The 16,525-nt window shown below is 36.2% G+C and carries 16 protein-coding genes; 8 read left to right on the top strand and 8 right to left on the bottom strand.

Translation table 11 applies throughout. The features are described 5' to 3' along the window. The first annotated feature begins 65 nt into the window (after positions 1 to 65). The gene (locus OOK92_RS04830) at positions 66 to 995 is read left to right on the top strand and encodes a patatin-like phospholipase family protein (RefSeq protein ID WP_264735396.1); all 930 of its coding nucleotides are present in this window, start codon (positions 66 to 68) and stop codon (positions 993 to 995) included. 45 nt (positions 996 to 1,040) lie between these two features. Here OOK92_RS04830 and OOK92_RS04825 read toward each other — a convergent pair whose 3' ends face one another. After that, positions 1,041 to 2,054, bottom strand: coding sequence for an IS110 family RNA-guided transposase (locus OOK92_RS04825; RefSeq protein WP_264735395.1), 1,014 nt, complete (start codon positions 2,052 to 2,054; stop codon positions 1,041 to 1,043). A 376-nt stretch (positions 2,055 to 2,430) separates the two neighbouring features. On the opposite strand from OOK92_RS04825, the gene OOK92_RS04820 reads away from it, so the two are divergent. From OOK92_RS04820 to OOK92_RS04805, 4 genes are all read left to right on the top strand, one after another. Beyond that, on the top strand, positions 2,431 to 4,530 hold the full coding sequence (locus OOK92_RS04820; protein WP_264735394.1) for a hypothetical protein: 2,100 nt from the start codon (positions 2,431 to 2,433) through the stop codon (positions 4,528 to 4,530). A 4-nt stretch (positions 4,531 to 4,534) separates the two neighbouring features. Further along, positions 4,535 to 5,854, top strand: a complete 1,320-nt coding sequence (locus OOK92_RS04815) for a hypothetical protein (RefSeq protein ID WP_264735393.1) — start codon at positions 4,535 to 4,537, stop codon at positions 5,852 to 5,854. 114 nt (positions 5,855 to 5,968) lie between these two features. Next, positions 5,969 to 6,949, top strand: a complete 981-nt coding sequence (mraY, locus tag OOK92_RS04810) for a phospho-N-acetylmuramoyl-pentapeptide-transferase (RefSeq protein ID WP_253309561.1) — start codon at positions 5,969 to 5,971, stop codon at positions 6,947 to 6,949. A 6-nt stretch (positions 6,950 to 6,955) separates the two neighbouring features. Next, positions 6,956 to 7,552 carry a ribonuclease HII gene (locus OOK92_RS04805; protein ID WP_015589381.1) on the top strand — a complete coding sequence of 199 codons (597 nt, stop codon included), beginning with the start codon at positions 6,956 to 6,958 and terminating at the stop codon, positions 7,550 to 7,552. A 14-nt stretch (positions 7,553 to 7,566) separates the two neighbouring features. On the opposite strand, the gene virB9 is transcribed toward OOK92_RS04805, so the two are convergent. From virB9 to OOK92_RS04790, 3 genes are all read right to left on the bottom strand, one after another. Then, a complete protein-coding gene (gene virB9 / locus OOK92_RS04800) occupies positions 7,567 to 8,352 on the bottom strand; it encodes a P-type conjugative transfer protein VirB9 (protein ID WP_253309562.1) in 786 nt (261 codons plus the stop codon). A gap of 187 nt (positions 8,353 to 8,539) precedes the next feature. Further along, entirely contained in the window at positions 8,540 to 8,995 is a 456-nt protein-coding gene (gene mlaD / locus OOK92_RS04795) for an outer membrane lipid asymmetry maintenance protein MlaD (RefSeq protein WP_096676800.1), read from the bottom strand. Positions 8,996 to 8,997: 2 nt separating this feature from the next. After that, complete coding sequence (locus tag OOK92_RS04790) at positions 8,998 to 9,312, bottom strand: NADH-ubiquinone oxidoreductase subunit NDUFA12 family protein (RefSeq protein WP_264731730.1); 315 nt, start codon at positions 9,310 to 9,312, stop codon at positions 8,998 to 9,000. A gap of 64 nt (positions 9,313 to 9,376) precedes the next feature. Between OOK92_RS04790 and OOK92_RS04785 the strand changes: the two genes are divergently transcribed. From OOK92_RS04785 to purF, 3 genes are read left to right on the top strand one after another with little or no spacing between them, the layout of a single operon-like run. Then, complete coding sequence (locus OOK92_RS04785) at positions 9,377 to 10,843, top strand: proton-conducting transporter transmembrane domain-containing protein (RefSeq protein WP_264735392.1); 1,467 nt, start codon at positions 9,377 to 9,379, stop codon at positions 10,841 to 10,843. 45 nt (positions 10,844 to 10,888) lie between these two features. After that, positions 10,889 to 11,992: a rod shape-determining protein RodA gene (gene rodA / locus OOK92_RS04780; protein WP_253309566.1), complete on the top strand. Its 1,104-nt coding sequence runs from the start codon at positions 10,889 to 10,891 to the stop codon at positions 11,990 to 11,992. Positions 11,993 to 12,017: 25 nt separating this feature from the next. Beyond that, positions 12,018 to 13,403 (top strand): amidophosphoribosyltransferase, encoded by a 1,386-nt coding sequence (gene purF, locus OOK92_RS04775; protein ID WP_264735391.1) that lies wholly within the window; start codon positions 12,018 to 12,020, stop codon positions 13,401 to 13,403. Here purF and OOK92_RS04770 read toward each other — a convergent pair. The 4 genes from OOK92_RS04770 to OOK92_RS04755 all read right to left on the bottom strand — a co-directional run bounded on the left by OOK92_RS04770 (position 13,385) and on the right by OOK92_RS04755 (position 16,475). Continuing rightward, on the bottom strand, positions 13,385 to 13,924 hold the full coding sequence (locus OOK92_RS04770) for a DNA-3-methyladenine glycosylase (protein WP_264735390.1): 540 nt from the start codon (positions 13,922 to 13,924) through the stop codon (positions 13,385 to 13,387). The genes purF and OOK92_RS04770 overlap by 19 nt on opposite strands. A gap of 406 nt (positions 13,925 to 14,330) precedes the next feature. Further along, positions 14,331 to 15,305: a Holliday junction branch migration DNA helicase RuvB gene (ruvB, locus tag OOK92_RS04765; RefSeq protein ID WP_264735389.1), complete on the bottom strand. Its 975-nt coding sequence runs from the start codon at positions 15,303 to 15,305 to the stop codon at positions 14,331 to 14,333. Further along, on the bottom strand, positions 15,302 to 15,883 hold the full coding sequence (gene ruvA, locus OOK92_RS04760) for a Holliday junction branch migration protein RuvA (RefSeq protein WP_264735388.1): 582 nt from the start codon (positions 15,881 to 15,883) through the stop codon (positions 15,302 to 15,304). Before ruvA ends, ruvB begins: the two co-directional genes overlap by 4 nt. Positions 15,884 to 16,322: 439 nt before the next feature. Beyond that, positions 16,323 to 16,475: a hypothetical protein gene (locus OOK92_RS04755; RefSeq protein WP_264735387.1), complete on the bottom strand. Its 153-nt coding sequence runs from the start codon at positions 16,473 to 16,475 to the stop codon at positions 16,323 to 16,325. Positions 16,476 to 16,525 lie beyond the last annotated feature (50 nt).

Genomic DNA, 16,525 nt, shown 5'->3' with positions numbered 1-16,525 from the left:
AACAAGCAGCAATTTTGAGTAACCAGGTAATAAAGATACTCAAAAACATCTAAAGTTTAGTACAAATGACAAAATATATTCTCTCAATTGATGGTGGTGGAATAAGAGGGATTATTCCAGCAATGATATTATCCAGAATAGAGCAAAAAACGGGTAAACCTATTTCTCAAATTTTTGATTTATTGGTGGGTACCTCAACTGGTGCTACTATTGTAGCAGGACTATGTAAAAAAGATAGCAAAGGAAAGCTACAATATTCAGCTGATGACTTGGTTAATCTTTATCAGGAGTACGGACCTTATATTTTTAAGTCTTCATTTCTAAGAAGATCAATATTTTCTTGGATTAACGGTGCACAATACCCCAGTAAAAATATTGAGTATGTACTTCATAAATATTTTGGCGATGATATCCTTAAAAACACTTTAAGTAATGTGTTGATTACGAGTTACGATATTCACAATAACTGCCCATTTTTCTTCAAAAGCTGGAAAGAGGATAGAAATTTTATTAAATTAAGGGATGTATTGAGAGCAGCAACTGCAGCACCTACTTACTTTGCACCTAAATATTTAAAAGTCAACCAAAAGGAAATGGTATTAATAGATGGAGGAGTTTTTGCCAATAATCCAGCAGCATGTAGCTATGCAAGCAGCAGAAAGCTATTTCCTAACGATGATGTAGTACTTCTTTCCATCGGTACTGGCAGATCGTCTCATTCCATTAAATACCTCAGATCGAAAAGATTTGGCAAAATATCCTGGATTAAGCCATTGATAAACGTAATGTTTGCCTCTGGACTAGATTGTGTAAATTATCAGTTAGACCAGATTATTAACAATAGCTATATCAGAATTCAATCGCAGCTAAAAGTAGCATCAACGGAGATGGACAATACAACATACGAAAATATCAAGTGTTTAAAAAAAGAAGCACAAACGATGATTGAATGTAATCAAAAAGCAATAGATAAATTCTGTACAGTAGTATCATAAACTTTAACCTTTTAATCTAGAACTCGCATTTTTGAACGTTTCCTTTTAAGCTTCAGTAAACCTCCTAACTCTATAGTTCTTGATATGATCTGGATTAAAAGCCTTCCTTGAACTTAAAACACCAAAAACTATATGGAGTAATTTACGCATTGCAGCTCCCACAACGGCCATATTATGCTTGCCTTTTTCCTTTAATCTTTCGCAGTAAGTTTTAATAATAGAGTTGTGATTTTTAGCTACTATAGCAGGAAAATAAAGAGCCTTACGCAATGTCCGTGAACCTGATTTACTTAGCTTAGGCTTGGCATATACAGAGGAACCTGACGTCATATTTCGTGGTATAACACCTGCATACGCCGCCAATTGCCTGGCATCTCTAAAAGCCTCTATGTCAGAAACTTCAGCTAAAATAGCTATTGCTGATTCTTCTCCTATGCCTGGAATAGTCAATAGAAGTTGAAAATTTTCCAACAATTCTTTGTGTTGATTTAATAGTTCACGTACGGAGTTTTTTATTGTTTCTATTTTTTGAGTTATATTCATTGCAAGGTCTTCCCAAGCATTTGCAACTTCTTCAGGCAGTCTCTCTTTTTTTTCTAAGTGGTTATTTACTAATGTTAACTCGTCTTTTAACGCAACCGAGCAACGATAAAGATGTTTTAATTTTTTCATTTCAGGAGAAGGTGGTGTCCAACGAGTAGGTTCTTGTCTTTGACAATAATCAGCAATAATCTCTGCATCAGACTGGTCATTCTTTTGCCGTGCGAGCTTACTTTTTGCATAAAAATTTATGCGAGCTGGGTTTACAACACTAACAAAATATCCAGCCTTGTAAAGGAATTCAGCTAAAGCTTCACTATAACAACCGGTGGATTCCATGCAAGCTTTTACTTCTTCTACGTTATGTTTTTGTAGAAAGTCCAGCAGACCTTGAAATCCAGTATCATCATTTTTAAATTTCCTTTTCCTAGCTTCACGTTTTCCTTTTTTACTTATAAACGAAAGAAAAACATCAAAGCGTTCTTTTGAAACATCTATACCAAGAAAGTTGTTGATCATATATAACTCCATACGTTACTATTTAAAATGAAAAGTAAGGCTTACCTTATGAATACAGAATTAGAACCATTGAGGTCTTTCTATGATACCGTCCAGCCTAAACTTTTGAGAAGGGGGCTCTTATCTTGTAAACAGATTTTATATCTAAGTTACGATTCAGAGTTATTCCCTTCTCCACCTAATGCTTAAGCTTAAAACACTAGATGCTTTTTACAAGATATAAGAAGTTGGTTCTCCAGGTCCAGTAGGTCCTAAAGGTGAGCCAGGTTATCCAGGTCCTAAAGGTCTAAGAGGTGAGAAAGGTTATCCAGGTCAAGATGGTAGAGACGGAACCCCTGGTCCTAAAGGACTAGATGGACCTCCTGGGCCAAGAGGTTTGCCAGGTCAAAGAGGCTTTAATGGTACGCAAGGAGAAAAAGGTGCTCAAGGTTATGAAGGTCCTCCAGGAGAAAAAGGTGCTCAAGGTATACAAGGTCCTAAAGGCGTTAATGGTACGCAAGGTCTTCCAGGCGAAAAAGGCTTGCAAGGAATAAAAGGTTCAACAGGTCCTCAAGGTCTAAGGGGTGTTTTAGTTCCAGGTCCAAAAGGTGAGTCAGGTACTCAAGGTCCAGTTGGTCCGCAAGGGGATAAAGGTTTAAAAGGTGAGCCCAGTGCACCAGGACGACCAGGGTTAGATGGACAACCAGGAATAAAAGGTGAGCAAGGATTAAAAGGAGAAGTTGGTCCGCGGGGTCCAAAAGGAGATCTTGGAGAACTGGGATTGAAAGGTTCAAAGGGGAATATAGGCCCACAAGGTCCAAGTGGAACAAAGGGAGAGAAAGGTATTAGTGGTCCTCAAGGGCCAATAGGTCCAGAGGGTAAAAAGGGAGAACTGGGAAAAGCTGGTCCCCAAGGACCAAGAGGTTGGAAAGGTGAACCTGGTTCACAAGGCGAACAAGGTAAAACCGGAGCGCCGGGTACGGCTGGACTAAAAGGAGAAACCGGTCCACAAGGCTTTAATGGCACGCAAGGAGAAAAAGGTGCTCAAGGTCCAAGTGGAACAAAGGGAGAGAAAGGTATTAGTGGTCCTCAAGGGCCAATAGGTCCAGAGGGTAAAAAGGGAGAACTGGGAAAAGCTGGTCCCCAAGGACCAAGAGGTTGGAAAGGTGAACCTGGTTCACAAGGCGAACAAGGTAAAACCGGAGCGCCGGGTACGGCTGGACTAAAAGGAGAAACCGGTCCACAAGGCTTTAATGGCACGCAAGGAGAAAAAGGTGCTCAAGGTCGAGTAGGTCCTAAAGGTGATAAAGGAGATTCAGGTCCAGTAGGTCCTCAAGGAGTAGATGGATTACCAGGGATGCCTGGAATAAAAGGTGATCAGGGAGACATAGGTCCAAAAGGCGATATGGGTGATAAAGGAGATACCGGAGCGCCGGGTACGGCTGGATTAAAAGGTGACAAAGGAGTAGATGGATTACCAGGGATGCCTGGAATAAAAGGTGATCTTGGTCTCAAGGGAGATAGAGGTGAAATTGGAGCACCAGGAATGGATGGATTGCCAGGTCTACAAGGCTTTAATGGCATGCAAGGAGAAAAAGGTGCTCAAGGTCGAGTAGGTCCTAAAGGCAACACAGGAGCGCCTGGTCCTAAAGGCTCAAAGGGAGAAGATGGAATAGGTGCTGCAGTTGCTGATCAGTTTCTGCGCAAGATGAATCAAACAAAACTTGAAATCCAGAATGCTCAAAAAGCAGCAGAGGTAGCTAAAACTGCTTCTGAAAAATCTGCCAAAGAAGCTAAAGATTTTAAAGAGGAGGCTGACAATTTTGCTGATAAAGCATTTCAATCAGAAAAAAATGTTCAAGAACTTCATAGTAAAGTAAAAGATATCTTTTGTAAAACAAAACCTACAGATCAGGTTTGTCCTATACATAGAAAGAAGAGGGAAGCTAAAAATTTAAACAGCCCGGTGACAAGTGGAGCAAGTAGGCCAACTTCATTTATATCTCAAGTAATAAATTTCTTTTATCCTTCGGTAGGACAAGATGAATATAAAATAGAGAATAAAATACAAGAGCTTAATCAAGTGCCAAAAATAATAGATGCAGTAGACATTGTTACAAAATTTGAAAAGGTATTAGAAAAAACTGCTTCAAAATGCGGCATTCCAAAGAAAAGCCTAAATTTTGATCCAGTAAAACTACAGTCAACCATTCTAGATAGGTCATTATTTAATGATGAAAGTCGTAACGAGCTGTTAAAACTCTTATATTTATCTGCAAAAAAATCATGTCCAAATTATAAACAAACTGATAGATTTTTGGCTACTTTCAAAGATCGTATGGAAAGAACATTAGAAAACAATGAGCAACAAAGGGGGTTTGTTAATATTGAGAAAACAGCAACAGATAACGAGCAGCCAAGGAGTTTTATGAGCGATGTTACTCCTCAAAGTAGTTTCAAGGCGATTGATCTGAAGGCTGTTAATTGTTTAAGGTAATAGTATGGGAAATACATTTAGAATAGATAATAAAGATCCGCTCTATAAGAAGCTAATTAAACTTCCTACTGCATATTACAGATTAAAGAATAATGGCAACGGGTACACTATCTATTCACACAATAATAGTGCGGTGGAAATAAAGAATGCTCGTAATGTAAAATTAAAGTGGGACAGGGATAAAATATTTTTATATGAAGAGGACTCAGCTCTGAAACTAAATGGCCAGGACTTTGTTATAGAACAAGAAGCTATTATAGGTAAAGATAAAGAGGCTATTGTAAAGAAGCTTCAGGAGACTGATATTGGTATTATATTGCAAAACATACCAGGTGAAAATTTTGGTATCGAATTATTCATTTCTAGATCTAGCCCAATAACTGGGGTACTAAACTTCATTAACTTGTATGATGAAAATGATCCAGTACTACAAAAGATCAAAAAAGAAACAGGTGGACTTTATTTTACAATAGAAGGTGATTATATCTATATATCAGACAAAAATGGAGCTTGTGTTTCAATATATGATAAAGATAATGAAGATAACTGCTATCAGTATCAATACACAAAAGATAAATGTGATGTATTAACAATAAGTGATGTATCAACAATAATAGGCAATTTAACCGAGACTAACAACGAAAAGCAGAAATTCACTTTGCAAAAAGGGGAAGAGTTATCGGATAACATCTATGAAGCAAATGTTGCCTTGAATGATAAGCCCATAGCTACTTTACCAAAAATAGGTTACTACATGCTCGATGATCAATTGGTCATGCGTAATCATGTTACGAAAGAGGAGGTAATTGTCCCAAGGGATTTTCACTATTTAAAAGTTATTAAATCTAATAATGATGATTATAAATTAACGTTTTGTAATTTTTTAGGTAATGAATTCTTTGAATATAAAAAATACGATCCACAGTATTCGAACGTTTCAGATGAATATAAATTCATAAGTTTGAGTTGTATGAAAGAAAAACGTAACCTAAATCTTGGTGAGTTACTTAGCCATCGGCCATCGTTTTTTATTACAGAAGGAATTGCTGAACCAGATTCTCTAGGTAACCATCAAGCTGTAGTGTTCGAAGTAATAAATAGTGGAAAGGGTGAAAAAAAGGCTACATTGACTGATGAATTTGGTTATTTTGATAAAAATAATAAGTTTCACTATTGTGATTATCATAAAAAAATGGAATATGATACTTATGATTCTTCTGAGATTAATCTAAAAGAAATGTATAAATGGACAGATAAAAATAGCGAATTTTGTTTTGCAGAAGATAACAATATAATTCTTCACACCATTCCAGAGTTATTGTAATTATACGCACCAAGTTAGGAAAAAATGAAGTAAAAGAGGAATAGGCTATAGGATGACAGAAGTTGGCTTTATTAGCTATAGGTGGTATGATACTTAGTCAATTTAAGTAAGCAGATGATCTTAGCTACAAAAGTATTTTTTACCTCATTTGTTTTTGGGTTTATTCTTTTTCCCTATTTTATAAAGCTTCTAAAAAAAATAAGTAAAGATGGGCAACCAATTAGATCATGTGGACCAGAAAGTCATTTAATAACAAAAAAGAATGTACCACCTATGGGCGGAATAATAATACTGATTTCTTCTTTATTACCAATTTTACTCTGGGCTCAGTTAACACTAGAAATCTTGCTGCTGATATTGATAACTCTATTTTTTGCTCTACTTGGATTTATTGATGATTATTTAAAATTGAAGACAAATCACTATCGAGGTTTAAGTGCAAAAACCAAAATACTTATTCAGTTTATTGTAACTTTGGTTAGTATGTCTATACTTAAGCTATACTCTGCTGAAGGTTTTACAAAAACGTCTCTATTTAAAGGAGTAATAATCGACTTTGGCTATCTATATGTTCCGTTTGCTGCGTTTGTAATTGTCGGCTCTGCTAATGCTGTGAATCTCACAGATGGTTTGGATGGCCTTGCTGCAACTCAAGTCATCACTTCCTTTGCTTTTTTGGGGCTAATTGCATATATAACTCAAGCAGATATGAATATTACTTTATTCTGCATTGCATTTATAGGAGCTATTTTAAGTTTCTTGTGGTTTAACACACATCCAGCAAAAATATTTATGGGTGATGTTGGTAGCTTGTCAATTGGTGCAGCTTTAGGGTTAACTAGCGTTTTAATGAAGAGAGAAATGCTTTTTGCCGTTATTGGAATAATCTTTGTAATAGAGACTCTATCTGTGATTATTCAGATATCATATTTTAAATATACAAAGTTTAAATATGGAGAAGGAAAAAGAGTTTTTCTTATGGCACCAATACATCATCACTTTGAGAAGAAGGGATGGTCAGAAAATGTAATCGTTATGAAATTTTGGATAATTTCTATTATCTGTTCAGTTTTTACTATAACTTTCTTATTATAAAAACCTATGAAATACCCAGACTTTACATTAGAAAATAAATTATCAGGAGTGATAGCAGGAGTGGATGAAGTTGGAAGAGGTCCGCTAGCTGGTCCAGTAATATCCGCAGCCGTAGTGTTTATTGATAGAAATACAATTATTGATGGAATCAACGACTCGAAAAAGTTGACTCCTCAATGTAGGCAAGTCCTATATGAAAAAATAATATCCGTTGCAAAATTTGGTATAGGAATGGCAAGCGTAGAAGAAATAAATTCATACAATATCTTGCAAGCAACAAAACTTTCAATGAAACGTGCGTTGATAGACCTGGACCTAGAATTAGATTATGTGCTAGTTGATGGTAATCAACCACCTGAAGTGAAATGGCAAGTGAAATCCATAGTAAATGGTGATAATTTGAGTACATCAATTGCAGCAGCTTCAATCGTTGCAAAAGTTACGAGAGATCGGCTTATGCAAGAATTGCACAATAAGCATCCTGAATATAATTGGTATAAAAATAAAGGATATGGGACAAAAGAGCACCTTAACGCTATTGGCCTTTATGGAATTACAGAACATCATAGAAAAAACTTTGCACCCATATCTCGGGCATTATAGCCTTTAGATAGTAATCACTTACCTTTTTTGAAAGGCATGTTTTCATTAAATAGGCAAACTGTACTTGATCCATTCCTTAAGGTAAACACTGAACTCACCCTTTCGATTATTAGGTAGTTGTCAGCTGTACGGAAGTTTACTAAAGACTCATACCCTGCAGAATCAACCATAAAAACTGCCGGGAAATCAGAGTTTATTTTATTGAATTGTAGATATGTAAATTTTCCGTCATCAAAAACTTTAATTGGTATTATTGACTGACTGCCTTTAACGTGCGAGATGGAATAATTAAAATTTAAGCCCTTCTTTACAACTTCAATGTCGTTTATATCAGGAATAATGGTATGACTAGCTTGTTCGAAGATATCGCCGTTATTTGTTGTGTAAATCTCATCACTGCTAAATAATGGATAAAGAAACCTTACTTCATATGCTAATTTTGGATCATCTAGTCCAGTTGCTTCTTCAGCATGAAGTTCAAAGTAATAAACTCTTTTATTGGTAATTATAGTTGCGTTAGTATCGGCAATATCATCTATAGGCTTAATAAACAATCTGTTACCTTGAGGAAGGAGTTGCCAACCAGTTGAATCACCCATTGAAAGGTTTTGTATTACCTCCCCTGGTTCAAACAATATGCTGGATTGATAACCATAAAAACCCGTATACTTATGTATAGCTTGTGGGTTATAATTTATTACCTTTATGTGATTATCTCCAGCTATTGAACGTGGCTCCTGTTTTGCAAGTGCATCACTACCACAAAAAAACAACAGTACGGCAAACAGTAAACCAATCATAATATCAAAATAAATTAATCTTCATTTTATCATTGATAGACATGCACTGCAACTGTTAAGCTGTACTATAAACCCCAATTATAGGTTAGCAAGGGGTAGAAAAGACAAGAAATAAGGCAAACTCCTTAAATACTTTAGAACTACAGGAGGCTTCACCTGAACGGATATACTTGGAATCCTGCCATTTTCACTTCGTAAACATACCAAGAATTCTGTCCATTATTCCACCCATATTTGCTTCAGCTTGAGTATACTCTATTTTACCACCGTGCAAGATTAGTTTAATATCTGATCCAGGTGATATATTAACAAATTTACTGCCAACAACTCCACTGCTAGTGATCAGAGCTGAGCTATCAACTGGCAACTTTATATCTCGGCTTACGCACATATCGATTCGTGCTATGTAGGTAGCTTTGTCAAGTGACACACCAGTTATGCTTCCAACGTCCACACCAGAGATCTTGACACTATCACCAACTCCTATACCGTTAGCGTTAGCAAAAAGACCATATATTTTATAGCAATCCTTATAGTTTTTCTTTATGTAAGATAGCTTATCAATAGCAAAGAAAATCAGAAAAATAGTGAAAATTAATACAAATAATCCAGCGGTTATTTCAAGTATATTTGACCTTCGCATCTTTAGTTATCAGGACTCCAGCTTTTATAGTAATTTTTCACTTTTTGGTTTGGATAGTATGCATCTTTTGTACCCGTTAAATTAGGAGTATGTTTTACTTTTCTTTTTTTATTATTAACTGGTACTACATTATCAGTATAGTGAAGCCATATATGCCATTCCGGAGACACTGTTGTAGGCTCAGAAACACTGCTATACATAATCCACCTTTTCCCTTTACTTGATTCATAGTAAGAATTTCCATTTTCATCTCTTCCTACAAATTTATCTTCTCTTCGTAATAGGCGTTTTATTGCGTTACAAATTTTAGATAACATAAGAGTATTAAAACAAAAAGTATTATATATACTAATACTTTAACGATATATTAACAACAATTTAATGCAATTACCAATTTTACAAGTTATTATACCAATAATTGCATCAATGTTTTGCTTTCTTACCAAGAAACACAAGGTATCTTGGTTTATTTCTTTTATTGCAACAACAATCACTCTTATCATTTCATCAATACTACTCATAAAAACATATAGAGGCGAGATTATAACTTATCACCTTGGAAATTGGGCTCCTCCGCATGGAATAGAGTTAAGAATCGACGTGTTAAACTCCTTGATTCTAACTTTGGTGAATTTTATAGCGCTGATTAGCGTGCTTTATAGCTTTTATATTAACGAAAAAGAAATTAGCAAAAACAAAATCACTGGTTTTTACTCTCTATTTCTACTGTGCTTAAGCGGACTGCTCGGGATTCTAGTAACAAACGACATATTCAATCTTTATGTTTTTTTGGAAATTTCATCTCTTTCTTCTTATGTATTAGTTTCAATGGGAAGGGATAAAAAAGCCTTGGTTGCAGCATTTGAATATCTAATTAGTGGCACTATAGGGGCAACGTTTTACTTGTTTGGTGTTGGGCTTTTGTACTCCATGACAGGAACGCTCAATATGTCTGACATGGCTGAAAGAATAGTTCCATTATACGATAACAACATCATAAAACTTGGCACATTGTTCATTTTTGTTGGTCTCTCAATTAAAATGGCACTGTTTCCATTAAGCAGGTGGCTGATTAATGCATATAGTGAGGCGCCAAGTTTCATTAGCATATTCTTTTCAGGCACAGTGACAAAAGTGATGATATATGTTTTCATTAGGATCTTCTATACTGTTTTCCATCAGAATTTCTTCTTATTTAAACCATCACTAAGCAACGTGATAATTATCCTCGCACTTTGCGCTGTTATATTTGGGTCAATATCTGCAATAACTGCAAAAGATATAAGAAGACTGCTTGCTAATTCTAGTGTCAGCCAAATTGGTTATATAATTTTAGCACTGAGTTTTAACTCAAAAATAGGTGTATTTGCAGCAATTCTTCACATAGTAAACCACAGCATAATAAAAACATCTTTATTCATGGCTGCAGGATGTATTTCTTACAAATTTGATACAACAAAAATAGAGAATTTATCGGGACTCAAGAAATCAATGCCTTATACAGCACTTGCGTTTACTCTACTTAGTTTAGCATTAGTCGGTGTGCCGCTAACAAATGGCTTTGTAAGCAAATGGTATATAATGAAAGCAGTTATAGAATCTCGCGCGTGGATCTCCCTGATAGCTTTTGCTGCCGGTTCTTTTCTTGCACTAATATACATGTGGAAGATGGTAGAGAAAATGTATTTTGAAAATAGTGCAGCATCAAGCGCTGGAATGACACTAGGCAAAATTAATGATGTGCCATTTCCTATGCTTTTCTGTCTATTGTTTATGGCAGCTTTAACAATAGTAACTGGAATATATAGCACTCCAATTCGGTTAGTAGTTGAGAAGTTGGTTTTTTGATTTTTATCTTTGTTTCATATTTTACTATACTTTAAGGTTATAAGTGTGGATAGGCTGAAGAAGATTCATTGGTTATTAGTCATTAACGTGATAGTGCTGTTTTGCGTTGGCATTGCTGTTCAATACTCTTCTGCTGGAGGAAAGTGGGTACCATTTGCAATTCACCAAATAGTCATATTTTCCTTCTTTTTCCTACTCGCTATAGCTATGTCATTCATAGAGCTAGATTTTTATTTGAAGCACGCCTACTTTTTTTATATAGCAGCAGCGATTTCGCTATTAGCAGTAAATTTTTTTGGCTCGCACATAATGGGTGCGACGAGGTGGATAAGAATTGGGTCAATTAGTTTGCAACCATCAGAATTTGCAAAAGTAGGCTTAATACTTGCGCTTGCTCGTTATTTTGATAAGCAAAGTGTGTATAAAATGATGGAATTTAAAAGATTGCTTAAGGCGGTAATAATTATTTTCTTGCCTGTATTCTTGGTGTTAAAGCAACCTAATTTAGGCACAGCTGTGATAATGTTGTTTATAGGAGCATCAATTATATTCACAGCAGTAATAAAAAGAGCTCATTTAGTAATTTGTGGGACGCTTGGCATTTTTGCAGTACCGGCTATTTGGCCTTTTTTACGTCCTTATCACAAGCAAAGGATATTGTCGTTTTTGGATTCATCAGTGGATCCACTTGGAATAGGTTATAATGCGCAGCAATCTCAGATAGCTATTGGTTCAGGAGGTTTGCTTGGTAAGGGCTTTGTTAACGGAAGTCAAACTCAACTTGGATTTTTGCCGGAGAAACGTACGGATTTTGCTTTTGCAGTGCTGAGTGAGGAGTGGGGCTTTTTAGGTAGCATGGCTTTAATTTTGCTTTATACCTCATTACTTGGCATAATTTTCTCTATCGCTTATAGGTCGAAAAATTATTTTTCTAAGTTAGTATCTATCGGGATTTTTGCTTTTTTTGGCGCTCATTTTTTTATAAACATTGGAATGTCAATAGGCCTCTTGCCTGTGATAGGCGATCCACTGCCATTTCTTTCCTATGGAGGAAGTACAACTGCTGCAAGCTTGATATGCATAGGATTATTGCTGGCAATAAAAGCAGATGAACAACAAAATGCTTGTATTTCACCTATGCTAAAGTAAAATTAAACTTTACTTAATAGTTTTTATGCTAGATGAAATGCGTGAGGAATGTGGAGTATTTGGTATAAGCTGCAATAACGATGCTGCATTTAACTCTATACTTGCTCTCCACGCTTTGCAGCATAGAGGTCAAGAGTCTTTTGGCGTAGTAACCAGTAACAACGATAAGCTGCACTCTTATCACTTTCAAGGTCAAGTGAGCAGCGTATTTGATGATATAGATGAAATAAAGAAATCCTTACCTGGAGATTGTGCAATAGGTCACGTTCGATACTCAACAAGTGGTAGTAAATTTGGAGTGCAGCCCATGCTTGGCAAAAGTGGCAAATTTGGGGATTTTGCCATAGCACATAATGGTAATTTAATTAATATTTCTCCGATACGCGAACAATTAATTAAACAAGAGTGCGTTTTTCAGTCAGATATTGATACAGAAGTAGTAGTGCATCTGACAGCAAGCGGTGAAAAAGATAGCTTTTTAGAGAGTTTTATATATGCATTAAAGCAAATACAAGGTGCTTATTCTTTTGTGGCAATCAATCAAGAAGTAGTTATTGGAGTACGTGATCCATCTGGAATCAGGCCTCTTGTTTTAGGAAAGTTAAACGGTTCTTACGTTCTTGCATCTGAAACTTGTGCTCTTGATATAATAAATGCAGAGTTTATTAGAGAAATAGAACCAGGCGAATTAGTTACCATCAGTTCGGATAGTAAGCTAGCCTCAATGTTTCCTTTCCCACAGCAAAAATCAAGTTTTTGTATTTTTGAATACGTTTACTTTTCGAGACCAGACAGCATAATGGAGAATAGGTCCATATATGATATAAGAAAAGAAATAGGAAGAATACTTGCAGAAGAGAGCCCACCAAAAAACAATGTAAATATGGTTGTACCAATACCTGATTCTGGAATACCTGCAGCTATTGGATATGCAAAGCATTCAGGATTACCTATGGAACTGGGGATAATTCGTAATCATTACATAGGAAGAACTTTTATACAACCAACCGCTGAAGTACGTAAAGTTAGAATAAAATTAAAATTCAATGCTAATAAGCACACTTTGAAAGGTAAAAACATAATTTTAATAGATGATAGTATAGTGCGTGGTAGTACGCTCAGAAATATAATAGTTATGCTAAAGGATGCAGGAGTAAAAGAGATTCACCTCAAAATTTCAAGCCCACCAATTAAGCATTCTTGTTTTTATGGAATAGATACGCCAGAGTGCAAAGATTTAATTGCTGCAAATAAATCTGTAGAGGAAATTAAGGAAGTTATAGGAGTAGATAGCCTAGCCTTCTTGAGTATTGATGGACTATATCAGGCTGTTAAAGGAGAGGTGCGTAACAATGCTACACCACAATATTGCGATGCTTGTTTCACTGGTGATTATCCGATTGGCAAATAGTCTACGCAAGATCTTAAGTTTTTAAACCGCCAAAATTTCTCTTGGCCTTTACTAATTCCGATTCTCGGAGTGCACACATAATCCGGGTTGAGATGAGATTCATAAATACAAAATTTGTGGCTTATAGTAAGGTCCAGTTTATTGTGTTCTTTTGTAATGTTTAATCTTTTGCACAATATTCCTGGTCCGCCTAAGTTTGCTTCAAGCGGTTCAATGAGCTTTAATCCCCGTATTAACACTGCTGCTGGGAACCCTTCTGCTTCTGTTACAATATTTAAACAGTAATACATCCCATATATAAAATATACGTACGAAAACCCCGGCATACCAAACATTACTGAGGTTCGGTTAGTATAGCCTCTTGCTGCATGACAAGCTGGGTCACTCATTCCTATATAGGCTTCAACTTCGGTTATTATTCCACTAAAGTTAGAAAATTTGAGGACTTTTCCCAATAACTCTCCAGCTACAGTTAAGGTCGGCCGCTCGTAGAAATTTCTTGGTAGTATTGTGCTACCCATTTTTTATTTTTGTTCTGAGGTTCTATATAGAATTCAGTTTAAGAATTTCTGGATCCCAGTGTCAAGCACTGGGATGACAAGAAGGGGAGCTACTTGAATGACAAGAAAATGGTACTGGCATAATAAGAAAGAAACACTGAGATGGTGAAAGAGAGAATATACACAAGCAGCACTCATAGGGTGTCATTCCAGCGCGTGACGCTGGAATCCAGTTTTTTCCTATTACCACAAACCATAGCTTAATTAGTTAGAATAGCATAACTAGCGAATACGAAATGGAGAAGTTTTAATTTGAACTACAGTTTCAGTGCTATTTAACATATATGCCTTTATACACAAAAATGCCAGTATATGATATTATGCCAATCAATATATAATTGAATTATGGTAAAAAAGCTCTCTAATATTAAAGGCTCAAATACTCCTTTGCTTGATCGGTTAGAACGCGCCCCCTTGGTGTGCGCTTTACAAAACTAATTTTGATTAAATAAGGTTCTACTGTTTCTTCAATATTGCCAACATCCTCGGATAGCGCAATAGATATGGTGTCAATTCCAACAGGTCCTGAGGTGTTGAATAAAAATCTTAGATAATGCACATCAAGTTTATTGAGTCCCATTTTGTCTACACCCAATTTTAGCAATACAGAATCAGCGACTTCATAAGTGATTTTTTTATCATCTTTCACTTCAACAAAATCCCTTATCCTTCTGAGTAACCTCGAAGCAATTCTTGGAGTACCGCGCGCACGGCAGGCAATTTCCCGTGCTGCATTTTCTTCAATTTCAGTAGAAAGAACTCTTGCGCCTCTTTTTATAATATTAACCAGTTCTTCAAAAGAATAAAACTCAAGATGCAAGGGAATGCCAAAACGATCTCTGAGTGGCGCAGAAAGTAATCCAAGCCGTGTAGTTGCTCCGATTAACGTAAATGGTGGTAGATCTATCCTTAAAGTGCGAGTAGATGGACCTTCACCTACTAATATGTCCAAGCAAAAATCTTCCATAGCAGTATATAAAACTTCTTCGATGCTGCGATTTAATCTATGGATTTCGTCGATAAATAGAACATCTTTTGCATTTAAAGTGGTAAGCACTGCAGCCAAGTCCCCAGCTTTACTAAGTAAAGGACCAGAAGTTGCGCGGAAGCTGACCCTTAATTCTTTAGAAACAATTTGTGCTAAAGTTGTTTTGCCAAGTCCTGGGGGACCATACAATAAAACGTGATCTAAGGCTTCAGTTCTTGTCTGTGCAGCATTTATAAACACTTTTAAATTTTGTATTAAGTCTTTTTGCCCGACAAAATCATCAAGTTGCTCAGGCCTGATGTTGATATTGCGCGCATCTTCAGTATATTCTTTACCGCACGATATTGATTTCATAATGTTGAGAGCTCCTTAAGCGCCATGCGAATAATATCCTTGGTGTCCAGATTTGACGATTCGTCTTGTATTTTTTTTATCGTATCATAAGCTTTCATTTTTTCATACCCAAGATTGATCAATGCTGAAAGGGCATCTTCATTGATTGGATGAAAATTATTGTTATTTATTTCTAATTTACTCACTTTGCCACTTAATTCAGTGATGATTCGATTTATGAGTTTCATGCCAAGTCCACTCATCTTGAGTGCTACTTTATCTTCATTCATAATTGCCAAAAACAGCTGTTCTGGAGTTAATTTACTCAAAATTGACATTGCAGTTTTGTAGCTAACACCGCTTACTTTAACAAGCAACCTCAAGCACTGCTGTTCTTCTTTGCTTATAAAACCATATAGCTGAGCGACATTTTCTCTGTTATTTGCATAGGTTTCGATAAGTAATTTAACTCTACTTCCGATGGAACATGCATTTAAAGTTTTGGCTGAGAGATACACCATATAGCCAACATCATTCACATTCAGGATTATGTGATCACTGCGCACTTCATCAACTATTCCGCTTAGATTTCCTATCATTTTTAGCACTGTATAGGGTTCAGTTTAAATACTCTCAGATCTTAGGTCAAGCAAACGAACATTATAACAGAGAGCCAAGTAGCTCATAGAAACGAAAAACTTCCTTGACACATTTTGCCAACATTTGCCGCTTCAAGTCTGTCTGCTATGACTTTTATATACTGATAATCATTATACTCACACCCCGGTACCACCGTTTGAAAGCACAGTTCAATGAATTTTAGAAAGTTCATGATATAATGTTGAAACCAGCGCGTGACGCTGGGATGACAAAAAAAGGAGCACTGGAATGACAAGGCTATAGGTTGCAAGCGAGACGTCATACCGTGATTTATTCACGGTATCTCTTGGCATAGATCCCGCTAATAAGTAGCGGGATGACGAATTGCTTAATTGTCATACCGCCGCAGACCGTCATACCGCCGCGGTATCTCATCCGCTAACAAGAGATCCCGCTAACAAGTAGCGGGATGACGAAGTTATCGTCATGCCACCGCGAACCGTCATTACCCCGCCAACAATGTTGCAAAAAACGTAAAATTAGAGAAAAGCATTTCTCGAAAACTTCTATGTCCAAAAACAAGAGTGCCATTTATTTATAGTGCCAACAATCAATTAACCATCAGTTTCAATGAATGATAT

This window comes from Wolbachia endosymbiont (group A) of Rhinocyllus conicus (assembly GCF_947250775.1).
In the GTDB taxonomy this organism is placed as follows: domain Bacteria; phylum Pseudomonadota; class Alphaproteobacteria; order Rickettsiales; family Anaplasmataceae; genus Wolbachia.
The sequence above is the reverse complement of the archived record's forward strand: the minus strand, read 5'-3'. Positions and strand labels throughout refer to the sequence as shown.